Origin of the sequence: Paenibacillus sp. 8b26 (genome assembly GCF_050626875.1) — a bacterium.
GTDB lineage: Bacteria > Bacillota > Bacilli > Paenibacillales > Paenibacillaceae > Paenibacillus.
Window position 1 is genome coordinate 3,467,930 of record NZ_CP192445.1, and the last position, 19,845, is coordinate 3,487,774.

At 41.6% G+C, this 19,845-nt stretch carries 14 protein-coding genes; 9 read left to right on the top strand and 5 right to left on the bottom strand.

Going from position 1 to position 19,845, the window contains the following annotated elements; all coding sequences use genetic code 11:
* Window positions 1–3 precede the first annotated feature (3 nt).
* On the bottom strand, window positions 4–1,620 hold the full coding sequence (locus tag ACQ4MX_RS16010) for a hypothetical protein (RefSeq protein ID WP_431085901.1): 1,617 nt from the start codon (window positions 1,618–1,620) through the stop codon (window positions 4–6).
* Window positions 1,621–2,155: 535 nt separating this feature from the next.
* On the opposite strand from ACQ4MX_RS16010, the gene ACQ4MX_RS16015 reads away from it, so the two are divergent.
* The gene (locus ACQ4MX_RS16015) at window positions 2,156–2,518 is read left to right on the top strand and encodes a helix-turn-helix domain-containing protein (RefSeq protein WP_431085903.1); all 363 of its coding nucleotides are present in this window, start codon (window positions 2,156–2,158) and stop codon (window positions 2,516–2,518) included.
* Between the two features lie 33 nt (window positions 2,519–2,551).
* Here the strand turns inward: ACQ4MX_RS16015 and ACQ4MX_RS16020 are convergent, their stop codons facing one another.
* The 3 genes from ACQ4MX_RS16020 to ACQ4MX_RS16030 form a co-directional block, all read right to left on the bottom strand.
* Window positions 2,552–3,592 carry a hypothetical protein gene (locus tag ACQ4MX_RS16020; protein WP_431085905.1) on the bottom strand — a complete coding sequence of 347 codons (1,041 nt, stop codon included), beginning with the start codon at window positions 3,590–3,592 and terminating at the stop codon, window positions 2,552–2,554.
* A gap of 93 nt (window positions 3,593–3,685) precedes the next feature.
* Entirely contained in the window at window positions 3,686–4,189 is a 504-nt protein-coding gene (locus ACQ4MX_RS16025; protein WP_431085908.1) for a hypothetical protein, read from the bottom strand.
* A complete protein-coding gene (locus tag ACQ4MX_RS16030) occupies window positions 4,162–4,557 on the bottom strand; it encodes a hypothetical protein (protein ID WP_431085909.1) in 396 nt (131 codons plus the stop codon). Before ACQ4MX_RS16030 ends, ACQ4MX_RS16025 begins: the two co-directional genes overlap by 28 nt.
* A gap of 324 nt (window positions 4,558–4,881) precedes the next feature.
* On the opposite strand from ACQ4MX_RS16030, the gene ACQ4MX_RS16035 reads away from it, so the two are divergent.
* From ACQ4MX_RS16035 to ACQ4MX_RS16060, 6 genes are all read left to right on the top strand, one after another.
* Window positions 4,882–7,869, top strand: coding sequence for a contractile injection system protein, VgrG/Pvc8 family (locus tag ACQ4MX_RS16035; RefSeq protein WP_431085911.1), 2,988 nt, complete (start codon window positions 4,882–4,884; stop codon window positions 7,867–7,869).
* Window positions 7,869–8,543: a hypothetical protein gene (locus tag ACQ4MX_RS16040; RefSeq protein WP_431085912.1), complete on the top strand. Its 675-nt coding sequence runs from the start codon at window positions 7,869–7,871 to the stop codon at window positions 8,541–8,543. Before ACQ4MX_RS16035 ends, ACQ4MX_RS16040 begins: the two co-directional genes overlap by 1 nt.
* Window positions 8,544–9,648: 1,105 nt before the next feature.
* Complete coding sequence (locus ACQ4MX_RS16045) at window positions 9,649–10,470, top strand: DNA adenine methylase (RefSeq protein WP_340859437.1); 822 nt, start codon at window positions 9,649–9,651, stop codon at window positions 10,468–10,470.
* Between the two features lie 12 nt (window positions 10,471–10,482).
* A complete protein-coding gene (locus ACQ4MX_RS16050) occupies window positions 10,483–12,150 on the top strand; it encodes a hypothetical protein (RefSeq protein WP_431085914.1) in 1,668 nt (555 codons plus the stop codon).
* A 427-nt stretch (window positions 12,151–12,577) separates the two neighbouring features.
* Window positions 12,578–13,687 (top strand): toll/interleukin-1 receptor domain-containing protein, encoded by a 1,110-nt coding sequence (locus ACQ4MX_RS16055; RefSeq protein ID WP_431085917.1) that lies wholly within the window; start codon window positions 12,578–12,580, stop codon window positions 13,685–13,687.
* A 103-nt stretch (window positions 13,688–13,790) separates the two neighbouring features.
* Entirely contained in the window at window positions 13,791–14,612 is an 822-nt protein-coding gene (locus tag ACQ4MX_RS16060; RefSeq protein WP_431085919.1) for an Rpn family recombination-promoting nuclease/putative transposase, read from the top strand.
* A gap of 56 nt (window positions 14,613–14,668) precedes the next feature.
* Here ACQ4MX_RS16060 and ACQ4MX_RS16065 read toward each other — a convergent pair whose 3' ends face one another.
* Window positions 14,669–15,268, bottom strand: coding sequence for a hypothetical protein (locus ACQ4MX_RS16065; protein WP_404520539.1), 600 nt, complete (start codon window positions 15,266–15,268; stop codon window positions 14,669–14,671).
* A gap of 326 nt (window positions 15,269–15,594) precedes the next feature.
* Here ACQ4MX_RS16065 and ACQ4MX_RS16070 point away from each other — a divergent pair, with 326 nt between their 5' ends.
* Window positions 15,595–18,738, top strand: coding sequence for an ATP-binding protein (locus ACQ4MX_RS16070; RefSeq protein ID WP_431091353.1), 3,144 nt, complete (start codon window positions 15,595–15,597; stop codon window positions 18,736–18,738).
* Complete coding sequence (locus tag ACQ4MX_RS16075) at window positions 18,731–19,843, top strand: response regulator (protein ID WP_431085920.1); 1,113 nt, start codon at window positions 18,731–18,733, stop codon at window positions 19,841–19,843. Before ACQ4MX_RS16070 ends, ACQ4MX_RS16075 begins: the two co-directional genes overlap by 8 nt.
* Window positions 19,844–19,845 lie beyond the last annotated feature (2 nt).

Genomic DNA, 19,845 nt, shown 5'->3' on the forward strand with positions numbered 1-19,845 from the left:
CAGCTACTGTGTATTTTTAACAAAAACTCCATTAGCGTACTTGTATTCCTCGTACAGTCCCTGCGAACCGTATGGAAGTAGGAACTTGTTGCCAGACATTAGAATATCCGATTGTCCCATGCCACTCCACAGCAGTTCTAAAGGGTTAGTTCCCTGCTCCGAAGCCATGAAATTATATGTGAGTATCCACACGTACATGTCGGCTTGCCCATCACTCGCAACCAAAACAATTTCAGGCGTTCCATCTTGAGTAAAATCATGTTCTTTGACAGCCAGGGAGTAATCAGGTAACAAGTCTCCAAATTCATCAAAGGGACTACTGCCTTCTATGGAAGGCAAGGATATGTCCCAGCCCTGCCCCAAAGCATGATCGACAACTTGTGCTTTCACGCCATTGGGATGATCTAAACCCAGCACAATGTCCATGTTATCCCCATCTAAACGAACAGGATAGGTGAGATCAGCAGCAGGAGGAGTCCAGTGCTTGAAGTCTTTTAAGCTCACTGTTGGGACGGCATCGGATGCTGGCGCTGGAGTCTGTACTTCCTTTACAGGTGTTGTAGCTACCTGCACAGGAGGAGCGGGTGATTTGGCTTCGGCATTGGTTTGAGTCGGGGGTTCTGACTGAGGGGACGTTGATGTAGAGAAAGTAGAGGCGCTTTCTTGCCAAGCACCTTTATCCGAGGATGGGGGACTTCCATCCAGTTTGGAAGTAACCTCTACTAAAAAATAAGTCCAGTCCGACAGATCTTGTCCATTTCCGTCAATAGCGTAAGCAACGGGAGTAAATTGATTTTCAGCAAACACTTGAAACACGGTTTGAATGTTGATGCTCGCGCCTTGATCGGTGTAGGTGGCTTGGTACATGACGTATTTGTTTACATCTTCTTCGTTGCCGCCCTTGTTGACCTGTTTCCAGACGACATTGCTAAAATACTTGTCATTGCTCAGGGCCTCGTCCATCGTATGATGGGTACCGCCTGGGACCGTAGCATCTTTAACCCAGGTGACGTAGGGGTTATCAAAGCCTCCGCGTGATGCAATGACAAGCAGTAAAATGAGAATCGCCACAACCCCAGCACTTACTATGCCAAATACTTTTTTAGGCTTGTTGCTTAGGACTTGGGGAACGATGGAATCTTGTCCCGTTTCTGTGTTGTCGGAATGCTTTACTTGATTGATCGTATTGGCTAGAACTTGAATGAATGAGTTTGCATCACCTTTAGAACCAGTTAGGATGTTTAGGCTGTTTCCTGAGCGTTCGCAGATTTGAATGTTGGTGTTAAAGGTGCGCCACAGAAAAAGAGCTGTCAGAAGTAAAGGCAAAAAGTTCATGGTGATCAGAGTTACGAATACAAACAAAATAGCAAATACCATGTCAAACCAATTGATTTTGGAGCCCACAGCCATGGAGTTGATGTGGGTGAGCGGAATTTCCTGAGTCGATGGTTGTAAGGGGAAAGCGCCTAAGATGAAGTTTTGTCTAGTTAGCAACAGTTTTTCGCCCTCGAATGTAACGGTTGTTTTCTTTTTTAAGTACGTAAGATAACTGAAACCCCCGTTCCATTCAAAAGTAAAATTCTTTGGGGTAGGTGGAGCTTGTTCTGCCTTGGTTAGCATGTGCGGTGCACCTCTCTATATTGATTTAACGTAGCTAATGAAAATAAATATAAGCTTTGAGATTTGTATTATTATGAATTAGTCCAGTTTAGTTATTCGTTGTTTTGTGCAAAAGGCCAGCTTTGGGCTGGCCTTATTTCCTATCTTTGAAAGAAACCTACCAGTGCTACATCCACATATTCCTAAAAATCCATTTTCTAATGATTACACCGAGTATTGCACCGAATACGATGCCTGAAATGATGCTCGTATCCGTAGAAATAGATCCAATCAGTCCAAGGACTGCTCCCCCAATAGCCCACTTCATTAACATTCAATTCAACCCTTTCAGTATGAAATAGAAGACGATTTTGGCGACTTTCCATCTATGCAGGATACTGATGACATACAATTTGGCCTACTACTCAAGTACTATAAGTAAGATAAATCCATTATAGAGTACTTATAATACCTTAAACAAGATATTTTTATAGTTTAGTAGTATTACTTAACCTTATTCATTTTAACTACCCTTACTTTATAAGGGGTGCATAGGATGTCTGATTTGTTAAAATTGGTCGGAGCAAGGATCAGGAATTTACGCAAGCAGCAAGGACTTTCTCAAGCAAAGCTTGCAGAACTGTCCGAATTACAGGACTCCTATATTGGCGGCATTGAACGAGGAGAGCGAAACATATCGCTGAAATCAATTGACAAAATTACTTCTGCACTTGAAGTTGAACCTGTCGAAATTTTTAGGTTCGGCTCGTTAGATGGAATTGAAGGAAATACAGAGAAGCATCATGTTATAGAAATGCACCGTTCTTTACTCATGGAAAGAAGTTTTGAGGAGGTTGCAATGATTCAAAGAGTTGTGCGCGACATGCTTCATACATTTGATAAAGAAAAGAATAAATAATGTAGTTTTCAATGTAATTTTACGATGATTAGATCAAAGATCATGCTCCTTAAAATATTTCTTATTAACAGTAATTTTTGTTCCCTGAAAATGAGTGTAAAACTTCATGTCACGAGTCGATTGGTTGGCTTGTACTGTAAAAGCCTGTTGGAGCGAAGAATCGTCCGTAATGAAGTAATCCCGTCCTTTCTGCTTACCAAACAAGGAAATGAGCGCGTATTTAAAGCTGGCGGGATTACAAATGCCTCCAGTACCCATAGGGAGCAGCTCAACGACTTGTCCAATGGTAAGTTTTTGCCCCACCTCTGGCTGCTCGTCCAACAATGAGAGTAGGCAAGCAAACAGGACGTCTGCATTGGAGCGTAAAGTGATTTTCTCCAGGTCATAGTGTTCTGTTTTGACGTCACTCCAAGAAAATTGCCAGATGTGAGGCTCACTGGTGGTGTAGCTGCTGTCTACATTTTTGTAAGCATGACGGTTGCCGTAGGCTTTTAGAAAGCGGTCAAGTTGTATGCGGTTGTGTTCGCCAAAGGAGAATTTGGGTAAGATGGCGCGGAAAAAGCTGGAGTAGTTTTCAAGGTCAAGTAACGAATGTGACAAACTACGGTCGTTTTCCTGGTGATTGATCGTTTGAAGCAATTCATACATGGCTTGAAGGCGATGGGAGTCCGTGATTTCGTAATGGTCAGGACGCATGAGGTGTAAAAGGAAGGAAACAGCCTGGAATCCATTCGTCCAGTCTGTCAGCCGCTCCTCCCAAAATTGAAGTATGCTAGCGGATTCTGATGGCATCTTTTCTGTAAATTCCGGCCACAGCTTGATGATGCTTCTAACCACACTGCTTTGTGCAGAGGGAAGGTCTTTCCGCTGCCAGCTCCCGAATGTCCAACCAAGTATTTGCTTTAAAATCGTTGGCGTCACAGTAACTGGATCACACAAAAGACGCTTCCATTCTTCCAAAGGATATACGGGATATCTGGCATATGGGAAGCGTGAGAGATGTGTATTCATCTGCTCTTGAATGAGAGCAACGAGGGCGCGTTTTTCTTTTTCCGTGAAGGTTAGCGTTGTCATGGTTTTCGCTCCATTTCTAAATAAGAATAGCGGCAGTATGGACATTCAAACGCCCGTACTGTCGCTTTTTTTTTTTTGATTGGAAAGATTCATTTACAGAGTAAAAGGTGCACTCTGCATGAACAGGATGCGTTGCTCCGGTGTTAGATACGGGTCTTCTAGTGCGATGTAACAAGGATCGGCTAACTCATTCACCCAACGTAAGGCATCTACAATTTCACCGCCATGAAATACAGGGTTGTCTGACAGTGCTTCATCCTCTTTTAAAATATCTACAACTCCAGTATCCTGGTCTATCGTCACAAACAGATTCGTACCATCCACGTATCTGTTTGTTCCACTCTGATCGGTTGTTCTGATGATCACACGCACAAAAAAGGCCTGTTTGGAATTGAGCACTTCATGCTCTTCCAAACAGACGGGTAGAAACTGTTTTTGATTGCGGATGAATGATCTAAGTGACACCGCCATAATCCAGGTGTTTCCGTACGATTCAGGATTATTTACAACGTCCCCGTTATATTCAATGACCTCTTTTAGCTTGTTCAGTATGTTGTCCTCATTTGCCTTTAAACTTCTGCTAGTTCTTTCAGCCATTGTTCGGCCTCCTTGTAATGAATTCCGACTTGTGTAAACAGAGTGATGATGTAGTCATTGGTGTTCATGACGGCGATTTTGTAGATTTGAATGTCACTAAGGTTGTAAAACTCGACGTATTCAGGGCAACTACCGAAAAGTCCGTCGTCTTCTCGCCTAAAACCTACGAGGCTAAGATCGTGTAGGTTATCCCCTACTTCTAGTATGAAGATAGGGCCGGAAGGCTGGAGGGAGAAATACGGATCATCTTTGTTATGGAATGAGTCGCGAAGCTGAGTGAAGTATTCTTGGATGTGTTTTAAAAAAGAGGGGGAAAGCGAAGAGTATTGCAGTGAGTCGATGTCTTGCTGGGTCTGTATGATGCGCACAACGTAACCTCCTAAAAGGAAATAAGGCTTCACTGAGAACAGGAGCCTTTCAAAGTAATAATATCTATTTTCATTTAAGGCCAAGACGGTTTTAGGGTACTTCATATATTCATTCGTTCGCTATGTTAATTCAAAATAACAGAATGGATGGGGCTTTCTGTAAACAAAATCTTTATTCTATCCGATACATACATAAGAATGGTTTGCTGTTAAAAATAACCTCTTAAACTCAGGATCTGAATAGTGTGATAGCTACGAACACATGTAAACACGAGGTAGCTGGCGAACGTGCCTTGTGCCGCTGGAAAGGAGATATGAAAGCATTTGGACGTACTGCAAAACGGAATAGGATATGAAAGTCTACGCTTATACGGTCCCTTTCAACCTCAGCATATGGAACAATTGCGAATTACCAGGGCCGTTAACGATCATGCATACCTGTATGTGAGCGGCATGCTGTCGGAAGAACAGGGAGCCGCGTGTGTTGGACAGGACATGGAGCAGGAACCGATTGTCATACGCCAGTTGGATGAGCAAGGACAGTCGATCAGAAGATTGTTTCATGGGCTGGTTACACGCATGTCCGTACACTGTATAAGGGGAGTATATACCTTTGAACTGGAGGCGGCCTCGCATTCCTACCAAATGGATATCAAGACGAAAAGACGCTCCTATCAGGACATACATCGTACCTATGATGATCTGGTCACTACAATGATTCGGAAGTACATGTATGGAGATGCGATTGATACGGTAACCAACTATGCCAAGTTAGGTGCTTTTGTTTTACAATATGAAGAAACCGACTGGGCCTTTTTAAAGCGTCTTGTCTCTCGCTTTGGTTCGGTACTTGTACCGGAGATCACGGCTGCATCACCTAAGGTTTTCTTTGGAATGCCAGAAGGCAAGCAGTACAAGGTTGAGCGAGATGTATTTTACAGGGTACGAAAAACGTTTCATGAGTTAGATACAGGAAAACCAGGGGAACGTGCTGGCGCGTATGTCACCTATACGATTGAAAATCTGCAATACTATGCGCTGGGTGACTTGATTACGTTACCCGTCGGACAAGGCAAAGAGCTAGTTGTTGTTCGGGCAGTGACAGAGTTAAGGGATGGTTTACTCCAAACTCGTTATGATCTCCAAGCTGAACGGGATATTCACTATACTCGGTATGAAAATGATCAAGCTATCGGGATTTCGCTCACGGGAACGGTGCTGAAGGTACAACAGGATTTCGTACAACTTCAACTGGAAATAGATCCGAAGCAAGACCCAGCTAAAGCTTGTTGGTTTCCCGTAGCCACCCGTTATGTCGCGGAAGAACATAGCGGCTGGTACGACATGCCTGAAGTTGGGGAACAAGTGGAGCTGTATTTACCTACACACTGTGAACAGGAAGCCTATGTGACAGATTCCTTGCGACAACATCGCCACGCCAATGGACAGCCAGATGTGAAGGTATGGAAACACGTACAAGGTAGCGGCATCGAAATGTCTGAGCAGGAGCTGATCCTGTCCACTTCCGATGGGTTTTCGATTACACTACATGAGGATACGGGCATCACCATTAACAGTCTGGGAAATGTACAGATTCAGGGCGGTCATGTAAAGCTGGATGCAGGTCAGGAACTATCACTGGAAGCTGGAACCGCACTATACTTAAAAGGTGGGGCCAGCAGTATGGTGCTGGATGGCGAGACGGACACCAAAGCCCCAGTGATTTATCAGGAAGGTACGGTAAAAGCTCCAGTTTTCGTAGCTGACCTTCCTCCTGTACCTGAGCCGCCGTTAATGAATATTAAGGCGTATGAGGCCGCACAATCTAAAGCAGCCAACGCTTCTTCCAGTAGTACGGCTCCTGCTCTTACGGCAAAGGTTACAAGTCCAGCGGCGCTTCAACAGGCCAACGCATTGCTGGGTACAGTATCCAAGCTATTAGGCTCCATTCCAGCAGTCGGAAATGTTGCCAGTGTGATGTTGAATACATCGGGTGGAATAGCAGGTAAAGTGGCGGCAACGGTTTTACAAGTATCCGCAGCAATCCCTGTTCGGAGCAAAGGAACGCCTACCTTGGGAGCGTCTAAGGAAACGGGTGTACATCCGTTGAAACATTTGGCAGGACTGGCGCTTCAAGGATTGATTAGTCAGTACGAGCATGAGCAAGCGAAACAAGCCTATTATAGCAAGTGGATTTTAGGCAAAGTATATACGAGTGCACGTCATATAGCACATTCCGGTGGCCCATTAGAGCTGGTTCAAAGCCTGCTGAAAGAGTCTAATGCCATGGTTCATGCGTATCAGCAGATTCCGGTAGATCTGAGACAACGCTGGAGAGCAAATTATGACAGCTATATGGCTCAACAAGCAAAGCCAAAGCAAGAAGAGGAATCTCAGTCATGGTGGGAACAAGCATTAGAGAAGCAAGGTGAGGCTGAATTACTGAACGCACAACTACAGTTAGAAGGAGCCCGGATTAGCAGTGAAATGGCATGGGATGCTACTCAAGGAGCATACCAAGCTGGTTTAAGAAGTGTATCACATGGTAAACATCAAATTGACTACAACCCAAAACATCCGATTGCAGGTAAAACAGGTGAAGTGATAGGAGATGTGTTCAGCACTGTAGCTGGAGTTGGAGAGATGATGATTGGTACGGGGGGAGAGGTTGGTGGTTTTCTTCTTGATGGATCGGTCGTATTATCTCCGGCTGGTGTGTTGGTGAACGTTGCATCTGCTGGTATGATATATCATGGAGGTGTGATGTCCTACCACGGGGCGTCGAATACAGGAGGAGATTCTGCTGAACTCTGGAAAATGATTAAAGAAAAAAACAAGCAGGGCTCGACCCCTCCTAAGCCCACTGATACCAAGTCGAGTAAGGGCTCGCCAACACCACAGAAACCGAAAAAGAGTGTTCCTGAAAATAAAGGAAACAAGGACGCAGAATCAGGTCCTTATTCCAATCTTGAGGATTCAAAACATGTGGGGCCAGGCAAAAATTTCACACCTGCCCAAAAGAAAAAAATTATAGAGGAAAATAGAAAACAAAACGGAGGCGTGGTGAAATCTGATCAATCTGGTCAAATTGCTACTAAGCCACAAAAAAGCCAAAAAGGTGTTACTCCTGATCAGAATGAATGGCAAATTGATCATATTTATCCCAAAGATAAAGGTGGAAGTAACAGTTATAGTAATGCCCAGGTACTAACACGTAAAGAAAACAGAGATAAATCAAATATTTTGCCTTCTGATTCATCGAAAGCCAATAAAGCGAATCCACCTTCTAAACCTAAAAAAGGGAGACCATAATGAAGCCTATAATGATAACTAAAGGATGGAATAAACACGATCTTTGGAAGGGATGTATACTTTCATCTATTGCGCACGCAATTATGGTGGCCCATTACCCTGAACTGTCCTATGAACATTCTTGGGATGGAATGAACTATAGTGTTATTGACGGAACAGGTGGGAGAGCAACAATTACATTCAGTGAAAAGTATTGTGTTGCAGCATTCCGAAATGACAATGTTACTCGTTCTGATGTTACAGCTGCTATTGATTTTTTTGAAGGAGCACCCAATGAAGTCTTGGAGCTAGCGAGAAACGAAACTTTGGAGTATCTTCTGGAAGAAGGGGAAGATGGTGTACCCATCCCTTCCATTACTACAGCTTTCTGGGGGGATCAGGATAATATGATCTCTATAGATAACGTAGTAAGAATCGTTTTAAATGGTGGCTATCTTTTAGAAAGCCAGTTAATGGAATATGATTCAGCGGTTGAATCTTGGAAGGATTATTATGAGATGACGGATGAACAAGTTGATCTTCTTAAATCAGTATACACGAGAAAGATTAAAGATTTAAGTAATGACATAATATTAACCAAGAAAGAAATTGAAGCAATTGGAACGAGTGATCCTGAGGGATTGAATGAAAGCGAAACTTCCTTTGGAGAAATTGGAATACGTTGGGGCAATTAGCGCTGGGTAGTAGATGTTATTGTCTTGCCTTATCTGAGTGATAGCGACGATACTGACTTTGGCGAAGTGTGACGCTTTCGTTGGTATCGTTGCTAAATGTTATTGATAGATATTGAATTAGTACATATAATTTACAATATAAAAAGGAAGGGACTGGAATAACATGGCGAAAAATACCGGAAACGACTATAGGAAAGGAGCTGTAAGAGATAGATCTCAAACTTACAATCCTAAAAATGACACGTGGGTCAAAAGGGATGCAAGTAACGGAAGGTTCCTAGAAGCTAAAACGTCTGATAATACTCCTTTTAAGGGAGTTAGGAAGGAAAAGTAACTTTTTAATAGAGGGTTAGTAAATTTTTATATGTGTGGAGGACAGAGAGAGTAGTTTGCCTATTTTCATTGTAAACAAAACGAATTTAACTGATTGGTACGCTAATTCAAATAAAAGCGGCGGTTGAAACAGAAGTAATTCTGCTTTACCCGCCGTTGTTTTTAGCTGTCCAATTTTGAGCTTATTTAAACCCTTTGAAAAAAATCAAGTAAACCGACATAAAACGACAAAATTTTATTTGGGTCGATGGTATTATTACTTTTGTCTTGTATTGCATAAGTGATACGGATGAATAGGGCTATATGCTATTGATTGATGATGAAAAAGTAGATATGAAGAAACACCACTATAGATGATTACGCTAAAGTAAGTGGGTTTTTACAGATCAAGTTAGATTGTAACATTTAGTTAATTTGACAATATTTAAGTATTTTATAATATTCAAGAATGGAACAATATTATGAAAATTTAATGGTTATTATCTGTGCTCTGTAGTAAAGACAGCATACGATACGATCAAGCTGATAGAGCGATTTGGCATAGAGCTTTTGTGGGCATAAGTATTCGCCAAAGCAGGAAGATAGAAGCTTTGCTAGGCTAACTAACTTTGCACTCCGCCCCTTCATATACAATCATAGTCTATATATCTTGCTTAGAGTAGCAAGGTATATACTTAGTTTTGCATGAGAAATTTCATCTATAAACGTCTTTTTGGGAAAACTAATGTATAATCAAATTTAGACTACTTTTAAATTGATTGGACTGATTAGTATGGGGAGAGCACTTTCACCTTTAAGGTATCCAGGTGGAAAAGGTCAAATGTACGATTATATAGTAGATTTGATAAAACAAAATAATCTGATTGATTGTCACTATATTGAACCGTTTGCTGGTGGTGCAGGGGTTGCTATTAAGCTGTTACAAGAGGGTTATGTCAGGAAAATAACCATTAATGATTTTGATCGTTCCATTTATGCTTTCTGGCATAGTATATTAAATAATACTAGTCAATTTATTGAAAAAATTCATGAAACTGAAGTTAGTATTACAGAGTGGCATTTACAAAAGAGTATACAATCAAATAAAGTAGAAGCTGGGTTACTCGAACTGGGATTTTCTACCTTTTTTCTTAATAGAACTAATCGTTCGGGTATACTTAAGGCGGGTCCGATTGGTGGCCTTGAGCAAAAAGGAAACTATAAATTAGATTGTAGGTTCAATAAGGATAGGCTTGCTAAGTTGATTTTACAAATTTCCCAGCATAAGCACAACATTGAACTTTGTAATTTAGATGCGAAAATATTTATAGAAAATGTAAATGAAGAAGACAGTTTTTGGTTTATTGATCCACCTTACTATCAAAAAGGAAAAGATTTATATGTAAATTTCTTTAACCATGAAGATCATAAGGTTTTATCTGAAACTATAGACATCTATTTGGAAAGAAAACCATGGATTATCACATATGATATATGTGAAAGTATTTATGATTTCTACAAACATTTGAATTGTGAAGTTTTATCATTAAATTATAGTGTTCAAATAAAGAAAAAATCTAGTGAATATATGTTCTATAAAAACATAATTGTTTAGGGGGAGCTTTAGATGGGAGAAAGGATTAACGTTTCTTTAAGAAAATTAATTGTTTGGCATGATAATCCTAGAGCAGCAATAGAAAAGTCAGAGAGTGAAGATGAAGCTATTGATATTCTTTTTGAAGTTGAAGGTAAAAACAAAATGTTGTCTTTAGCCAATGATGTTGCAATATTCGGTTTGAATTCCCATCGTCAACCTATAGTTGTGAAAAACGATGGAGATGATACATATAATGTTTACGATGGTAACAGAAGGATTTCGGTTTTAAAGCTTTTAGCTAAAAAGGATGAAAGATTAGAAAATATTGAGGATCGTATAAATGTTTCTCTAGATACAAATATTTTTGTGTATGCAACTGATCATGAAGAAGCACTTCGCTTGATAGAAATAGAACATAGTGGAGAGCAAGGTGGGAAAGGACAGATTGATTGGGATTCTTATCAAAGAGACTACGCACGTAATAATATGGGGAAAACCCCTGATTATCCAAACGCATACAAAGTTAGTCAAATTTGCAATCTATTCAAGAAAAAAGATTTTAAAAAAATACCCTATACCGATATAGATACCATATTCAATAATTCTGTGATTAAAAAATTATTTGGAATAAGTGGGAATTGGAATTTTGACGATGAAGAAACGATAAAAACTGTCTATTTTAAACTAGTACAGAATAAGCCAAAAGGCCCTTATTCAAGGTACCTTGTCAAACTTAACGAATCTGAAGTTGAATATGATAAATTCAAAATGAAGTTGTCTTATGATGATAATAATGTAAATACGGGAGATAATCCACCTCCAGGTGATAATCCACCTCCAGGTGATAATCCACCTCCAGGTGATAATCCACCTCCAGGTGATAATCCACCTCCAGGTGATAATCCACCTCCAGGTGATAATCCACCTCCAGGTAATAATCCACCTCCAGGTGATAATCCACCTCCAGGTGATAATCCACCTCCAGGTGACAATCCACCTCCAGGTGACAATCCACCTCCAGGTGACAATCCACCTCCAGGTGACAATCCACCTCCAGGTGACAATCCACCTCCAGGTGACAATCCATCTCCAGGTGACAATCCATCTCCAGGTGACAATCCATCTCCAGGTGACAATCCACCTCCAGGTGGAAATAATTCATATAGAACTAAACCAGTAGAATTATTAAACTATGCAAAGAATAATATTAAAATTGACTCGAATGTGTTTAAAACCTATCTGGATTTTGTTGTCCAAACTAACTTTAATTCAAAACATGCCTTTAAGTTGGTTATACCCTATTTGTATCGAGTCTTATTAGAAAGTGCAATTCAATGTTGGATAGAATGGTTTAGAGAGGAAAACAATCGAAAAAAATTCAGGAGTAATAGCGATGGAACAATAAACGGGGTTAACATATCAAATCTTCTAAATACACCTAAAGAAACCTCCGTGGTTAATGAAAAGAAACTGGGTGAAATTAAGAACATTCTTAAAATGATAAAGGATAATAGTGCGTGTGGTTTTATTAACAGCTGTTTTAGGGGAATCCCTTCAAGTAGAGCGTCAATTTTTGTGAATGATATTAATAGTATTGTACATGGTACTATAGTTGAGATTGATACAGATAAATTAAAGACCTTTGATGATTTTGTATTGAATTATTTAAAAGCGATGTCACGTTCAATGGAAAAATAATTGCTGCTTTGAAAAGTTGTATAGAACTGCAAAATATCGGTACACTCAGATAAAATTGAATTGTTGTCGAAGTTGAATTTTTAATGGCTAATTGTCTATCCAAGTTTAACAGGGTTATAGCATATTCAAGCTTCAAAAAATGAATTTTAATACAATAATACTGTCAAATACCTTGAAGAGTATTTGACAGTATTTTGATTCAGTTTATTTTTGTAACATCTTAGTGTCAAAATAGCAATGTTAGCTTAGATTGAGTAATTAATGATAGACATTTTGTGAATTACTATTAAGTAGATATGCAATATGGATGAACTTCATTGAATATTAACTACGTGATATATAGATAACTCTTTAAATTGTATATTTGGATTAATTTTTTAGGGAATATTTCTAATTTGTTTTAAATTATTGATTGGAGGAAAATGAAATGGAGCAATTATTAAATGAACCACTTTCTGTTTTTGTGTCTTATTCACATAGAGATGAAGAATTAAAAGATGAGTTATTAGAGCATCTTTCCTTACTAAAACGAGAGAAGCTGATTAAGGAATGGAATGATAGATATATTATAGCAGGAGATAATTGGAATGATGAGATAATCACGAATTTTAAAGATGCTCAGATTATATTGTTACTAGTAAGCTCGAGTTTTATTAATTCTGAGTTTTGCTGGCATAAAGAAATGTTAGAGTCTTTGGAAAGACATAGATCAAAAGAAGCTTCGGTTATTCCGATTATACTTAGACCTTGTGAATGGCATTCAGCGCCATTTGGGGAAATCCAGGCACTGCCTAAGGATGGTAAGGCCGTTACCATGTGGGAAAATAAAGATTTTGCATATTTAAATATTGCTGCCGGAATAAGGGAGAGAATTCGCCATTTACAATTAACAGTGCCTAAAAATTCGTTTGGAATCCAACAACTAGTTCCGGGTGATGAATGCATCAATAATGCTCAAAAGAATCTTTATTTACAAATACTAAAAAACGAGTATGGAGTAGAATGGTTAAATGGAGCTTTGAAGAATAAACCTAATACATTGAATTTTATGGCGAATTATCCAAAGAAGATTGAGAAGATGCCATGCAGTGGAGACACTTTTTATATCGGAAAAAATGATGAAATTGGTAATTTAGTTTCCCCACTACGTGGCAAGGTAGAGAGGGCTTCATCTTATAAGTCAGTTCAGGAAATTATCAATGAGTCTAAAGAAGGTATAGCTAATTATGGATTTCATTCCCACGAAGAGTTTGAAAAGTATATAGCTAAACAAAAGTATCCGAGTGAAAATGTATTTTGTGTGACATTAAAAGATATAGATTATAAAGAATTGATTATTTCAGAGGGAACAAGCAAGTTTGTTGATTTAAAGCATGGTTTATATATGCTTGATAGAGAGTATGATATCTTCATTTACAGAGACAGAATTAAGTTTGAAAACATTGATAAATTGTTACAAGACGAAGATTTTATTAAATTCAAATCTGAGCGTTCTGAACATAATCGTAGTAATCTAAAAAAGATGGATTTGTTCTAAGCTACCACCCCAAACAATCTCAACATCATCACCCGCCGAATTGTGGATTTACCGTGCCACGGTTCGCCTCCATATGCAGTACCAGTGAAGACAGCTGATAGCGATGGATTTACTTGACCCTCGTGTAGATTTTGTATTCAAACGGATATTTGGCAGCGAGAACAATAAGGATGTGCTACTGGCGTTTCTTAACCGTATTTTCACCGAAGCTGGCGAGCCGCCGCTGACTGAGATCATCCTGATGAATCCCTATACGGATAAAGATGATCCGCTCGACAAACAGTCCATCTTTGATGTTTACGCCAAGACCTCTGAAGGTAAACTGATTGATATAGAAATGCAGCTTTTTAATAAGTATGATATTGAGAAACGAACGCTGTTTTATTGGTCCAAACGATATGCGAGTCAACTCAGCGAGGGCGATAGGTACCGAGAACTGAAGAAATGCGTGACGATCAATATTTTAAACTATTCGTTCTTGAAGAATGAGCAATATCATAACATATTTCATTTGCGGGAAGACCGGACAGGGATATCCTTGATTGATGACATTGAGGTTCATTTCTCGGAATTGCCTAAGCTGGATGAGCATAGCGTTCCGTCTGAAGGCGGATTGATCAATTGGCTGTTGTTTCTAAAAAGTGCCGATACATCATATTGGGAGGTCCTGAAGATGAATGAGCCAGGTTTGGAGAAGGCGATGGACACCCTGCAATATTTGAGTCAGGATTCGGATGCCAGACGATTGTATGAGGCCAGACAGAAGTATCTGCATGATGAGGCTTCTATGCTGGAAAGTGCAGAAATGGAAGGTGTTAAGAAAGTGGCCAAGAATATGCTCGAAATGAATCTGGATATAACGACCATTGTGAAGGCCACTGGATTAACGGAACAGGAAATCAAAGGCTTGAGCAAGAATAGTTAAGGGTATTTCTATATCGAATTAAGTCTCTTTTGATTGACAGCTATGTTTAAGATGGTTTAGCCTATATTCACATTGAGGTCTTTAAAAATATCAATTAGGGCTGTGGCATCTTGTTCGTTAAGACTTAGAAGTACTCGCTTCTTTTCTTTAACGGTAAATGAAATATGCCCAGTGAGAATATTTTTCTCGATGTACACCGTATCAGGAGGGTTTAGATTAGCAGCTGACGCCTCCTGATCTTTTTTGTCATTAGATAGCATTTTTATTGCATCTTTTCTAGGGAGTGCGGGGAGTAGGGCAGCAAGCTCTTGAAGTCGTGCTTTAAAAGACTCCTTACTAATAACTTCTTTTGTTCCTACAGCTAGGTTCTCTTTTCGTAAATCTAGTGGATCACGATTAGCGACAAGAACAAATTGACTTGGTTGTTCTGCAATGCCCATAATAACTCTGCTCATTTTTGTGTACTTACCATTGATGTTAGAGACTATAGATCCTCCTGCATTCCAATATGACCATGATTCAGTAGTTGCTTTGTCAACTGTTTCAAAATCAGTAGTGTTGATGAATGCAGGGAGTAATGGAGCAGAGGACTTTTTGCCAGCTTTTATTAATATACAAGTGAGTCCATTGGATAAATGTTCATACTTATTCAACATGGTTTCCACCCCCCTTCTCTAGAAGATATATTATGTAGGGTGACATCAAAACTGTCACTACATCCGTAGAAGTTTATTGATCTCAGGAAGATTTCGGCTGGAGATGTGGTCCTGAAAGCCAGAAAGCAGTTGTCGCAGACTTTCCTCTGTGATGGTTGCTTTTTCTTTTACATGCTGAGCCTCAAAGATGACTGAGCCATCCGTGCTTGTACACATAGAGTCTGTAAAATAAATTGTGTACTCACCCACGCTTATTTCCAATGTCAATTAAATCAGTCTTGTGATTTTTTGTGAAGTACGTAATGTATAGAATGAAAAGTGTTGAAATGAATTCCGAGGGGGAGCTATGTATCAAAAGGGGGCAATATCGTGAGGCCATTGGAATTGGCTTGATCTTTTCGCTCTCCATTGTGTTGTTCGTCGCTATTTATTCCCAAACGATACCGGATCAGGACATGCCGCCTGTGAAGCGGGGAGTGTTGGATTTGTCGAATTGGGATTTCCACAAGCAGGGATGGGTCAACCTGGATGGAGAGTGGGAATTTTATGAAGGTGAATTACTGGAGCCTGCCGATTTTCGCCAAGGGACGCGTGCGGAGGTCTCATATTTATCTGTACCTGGCACGTGGAAAGGAAAATCAGCGAATGGCGGTATGAACCGAACAGGGTATGGTACGTACCGGTTGAAAGTGCTGATTAAAGATACGGATGAAGTTTTAGGTTTAAAAATAAGGAGTATTCGCCTTTCCCATCGATTGTTCATTAACGGCAAGCTAGAAGGCGAAAGTGGGCGCCCAGCAGTCGATATCAAGGAGCATCAGCCTGGAAATACGCCCTACAGTGCGTTTTTTCACACGGATGCCAAAGAAATCGACATTGTCATTCAAGTGTCTAACTACGTATTTGTCACCGGTGGTATTGCTGGCTCGATCCCATTCGGATTGGCTGAAGATGTGACGAAGCTAAACAGTATACAGATCGGCACCGATATCGGAATTATATTGATTCTTGGCATGTTTGGCGTGTATCATCTCAGCTTCTGCCTGCTAGGGCGAAGAGAGAAAACATATTGGCTCAGCGGGCTATATTTGCTGCTGCTTTTATTGGAAAAAGCACTTTTTGGCGAAAAGATTTTACAGAGGGTACTGCCTGGCCTCCCTTTTGATATTGTTTACAAGCTGCTGGATTTAAGCGAATTTGTCGGCGCTGTGGTGCTCATCCTGTTTTTCAGTTCAGTTGAAGCCCGCCTCATGTCGTCTCGGATGATGAAGCTGATCCTGACTCCGTTAGGCCTATATATTACGGCGGTTGCCGTGTTGCCTTATCGTGTGCATATCCAGGGAAAATACGTTTTCTTTTTTTACTTAATCATCGTTTTCCTATACATTATTGGCAGAATGGCGTATCTGTACATTCAAAGCCAAGGCGGCTCATCCGATCGGAAGGAATTAATGCTTTTTATTGGCGGAAGCGTTTCGATGATGATCTTTTTGGTGGACGGAAGCCTCTATTCGGAGAATATGGTTTCGACCGATCTGGTGGGAAAACTCGGAGTAGTTTGTTTCATCATCATCATGAATATCCTGCTCGTGGTTCGATTCTCGAATGCTTATGAGAAGACGGAGCTACTTTCCTATCAATTGACGGTTTCCAACCAGCTCAAGGACGAGTTTTTGATGAACACATCCCACGAGCTCAAGACTCCACTGCATGGCATCCTGAATATGACGTCTTATTTGCTGGATGATGAGGAAAAAAATCTGTCGCCGAAGCAAAAACGGAATCTTTCGCTGATCAAGGATACATCTATCAAGCTGTCCATGCTCATTCACGATTTAGTCGATGTTACCCGTTTGAGGCACGGGGAACTGAGTCTGCATCCGACCGCTGTGGATGCCAGAATGGTAACACAGATTGTATTCGACGTGCTGCAATTTGAGCTTTTGGGCAAAGCTGTGCAAATGGATAATCAAGTCGGTCCCGACGTCTGGGTACAAGCGGACGAGAATCGTCTGCGTCAAGTTATGTACAATTTGGTTAGCAATGCCATTAAACATACAGACAAAGGGTCGATCAAGGTGGTATCAAGGGTTGCCCAGGGAACCGTAACGATTTCCGTCGAGGATACCGGAACAGGGATTTCCAAGGATAAACATGCTGTGATTTTCGAATATTTTGAGCAGCTTGATGGGCCGCTGCCGAAGGATGGATATACAGGAATGGGCGTTGGTTTGTACATTAGCCGCAAGTTGGTCGAACGGATGGGTGGAGAAATTCGGGTGGATTGGTCGGAGGTTGGTCAAGGCACGCGCATGACGTTTACATTGCCAAGCGCCGTCGAAGTACCGGCTAATCGTGAAACGGCATATGCGTTGGAAGAGCAGCAGCGATATACCGATAAGGATCAGGAGCTGAATATTTGGAATGGACACGAGCATACCGTAATGATTGTTGACGATGAAGCCTCCAATATCCACACCTTGTTGAATATTTTGAAACGGCATCGCTACAATGTCGTTACCGCTTTCTCGGCAAAAGAAGCATTGGAGAAAATAGAAGAGTACCCGCAAGTCGATCTTGTCATTCTCGATGTGATGATGCCGGGGATCTCGGGCATTGAGTTGTGTCAAAGACTGCGCAGCAGTTACTCCATTCTCGACCTGCCCATTTTGTTCGCAACGGTTAAGGATACGCCGCAGGATATTGCGCTCGGCTTCAGGGCCGGGGCGAACGATTATTTGACCAAGCCGTTTGAGGGGGAAACGCTCATTGCCAGGATCCAAACCCTGATCGCTGTGAAAACATCGCTCCAAGAAGCAATTCGCAATGAGCAGGCGTTCCACCAAGCGCAGATCAAACCGCATTTTCTCTACAACGCCTTGAGCAGTGTTATTTCATTTTGCTATACGGACGGGGAAAAAGCTGCGTACTTGTTATCGATGCTCAGTCAGTACTTGCGCTACATCCTGGACATGGATTCTTCCACGCAGTTCGTCCCGCTCTACCAGGAAATGGAGTTGATCCAGGCGTATGTTGAGATTGAAAAAGCCCGTTTCGGAGAGAGGTTCGACTACGACTTTCACTATGATAAACGTATAGAGCATTTGGAAATTCCTCCTTTATGCATCCAGCCTTTTGTCGAGAATGCGATTCGGCACGGTTTGTTCGAGAAGGAAGGACACGGCAAGGTGACGCTTGCGATCAACGAGGGAGACGGTTATATCCGGGTGGTAGTCGAAGACGACGGTGTCGGCATGTCGGATGATCTACTGTACCGCATGTCCACAGGAGACCTGCAGGATTGCGGCATCGGCATTCATAATATCCGCAAGCGTCTGGACTCTCTGCCAGGGGCAACGCTAAACATCAGCTCCGATAGGGGAAGAGGAACTAAAATAACGATGTATTTGCCTGTAAGGAATAACGAAAAGATCGGTTCGGGTAAACGGAGGAGGAGCGAGGTTGTTTAGTGCGGTCATTGTGGAGGACGAAATACCGATTTTGAATTTAATGAAATATGTCATCGGGCAAAACCCGTACTTTACGATCATAGGTGCTTTTACAAGCTCGCTTGAGGCGCTGGCCAGCCTTCCTGAGCTTCGGCCAGACGTTGCTTTCCTTGATGTGGAAATGCCAAAGATGAACGGGCTGGAACTCGCGGAAAATATCAACGAAGCGTCGGAGCAGACGAAAATCATCTTCGTGACGGCTTACAAGCATTATGCGCTGGATGCATTCAAGGTTTATGCCTTCGACTATATTTTGAAGCCCGTGACACCCGCGGCGATCGAGCGGGTCGCCAACCGGTTGGTCAAGCTGCATCGACCTGTCAGCGATGCTGAACAGCGGGTGGGGCTTGCCTCGATTCGGTGCTTCGGAGGATTCGAGGTCCGAAGTAGGGAAGGATCGCTAATCCGCTTTCCGACACGCAAGACGGAGGAGTTATTCGCTTATTTCCTCTGCCATCCGGGTCAGAATCTCAACAAGTGGCGATTGGCGGAATTGCTGTGGCCGGATATGAGCGAGGACCGCGCGTCGCATAATTTGCACAACACGATGTACCGTTTAAAGAAACTGTTGAAAGGGCAAGAGATCGGGATGGAGATTCAGAAAACGAACGAAGGGTACATGCTGGAACCATCGGATCGAACGTACGATGTGCTGGAATATGAGCGGTATGACTTTTCTCTTGTGGGAGGATTTCAGGATGCGGCGCAAGCGGAACATGTATGCTCGCTCTACAAAGGTCCGTTGCTGGATAGAAAAGATTACCTCTGGAAAGCTCCGCTGGAGGAAGTATTCTGCAAACAGTACACATCGCTTGTACGCAGCTTGGTCCAGCAGGATCTTTCCAGGGAGGATTGGAAAAAGGCGGAGCAGAAGATTGATTCGTATTTGACCATGTATCCCCTGCATGAGGAGATGAATCAGACTTTGTTGAGCATCTATGCAAGCAGTGGGGACAAGGAGAAAATCGTCAGGCATTACGCGCAGTTCGAGGCTTCTTATCGCAAGGAGCTGGGGCTGGAGCCGCCGCAGGAGCTGAGAAGCCAGAAGGCGTCATATTTGGAGTAATC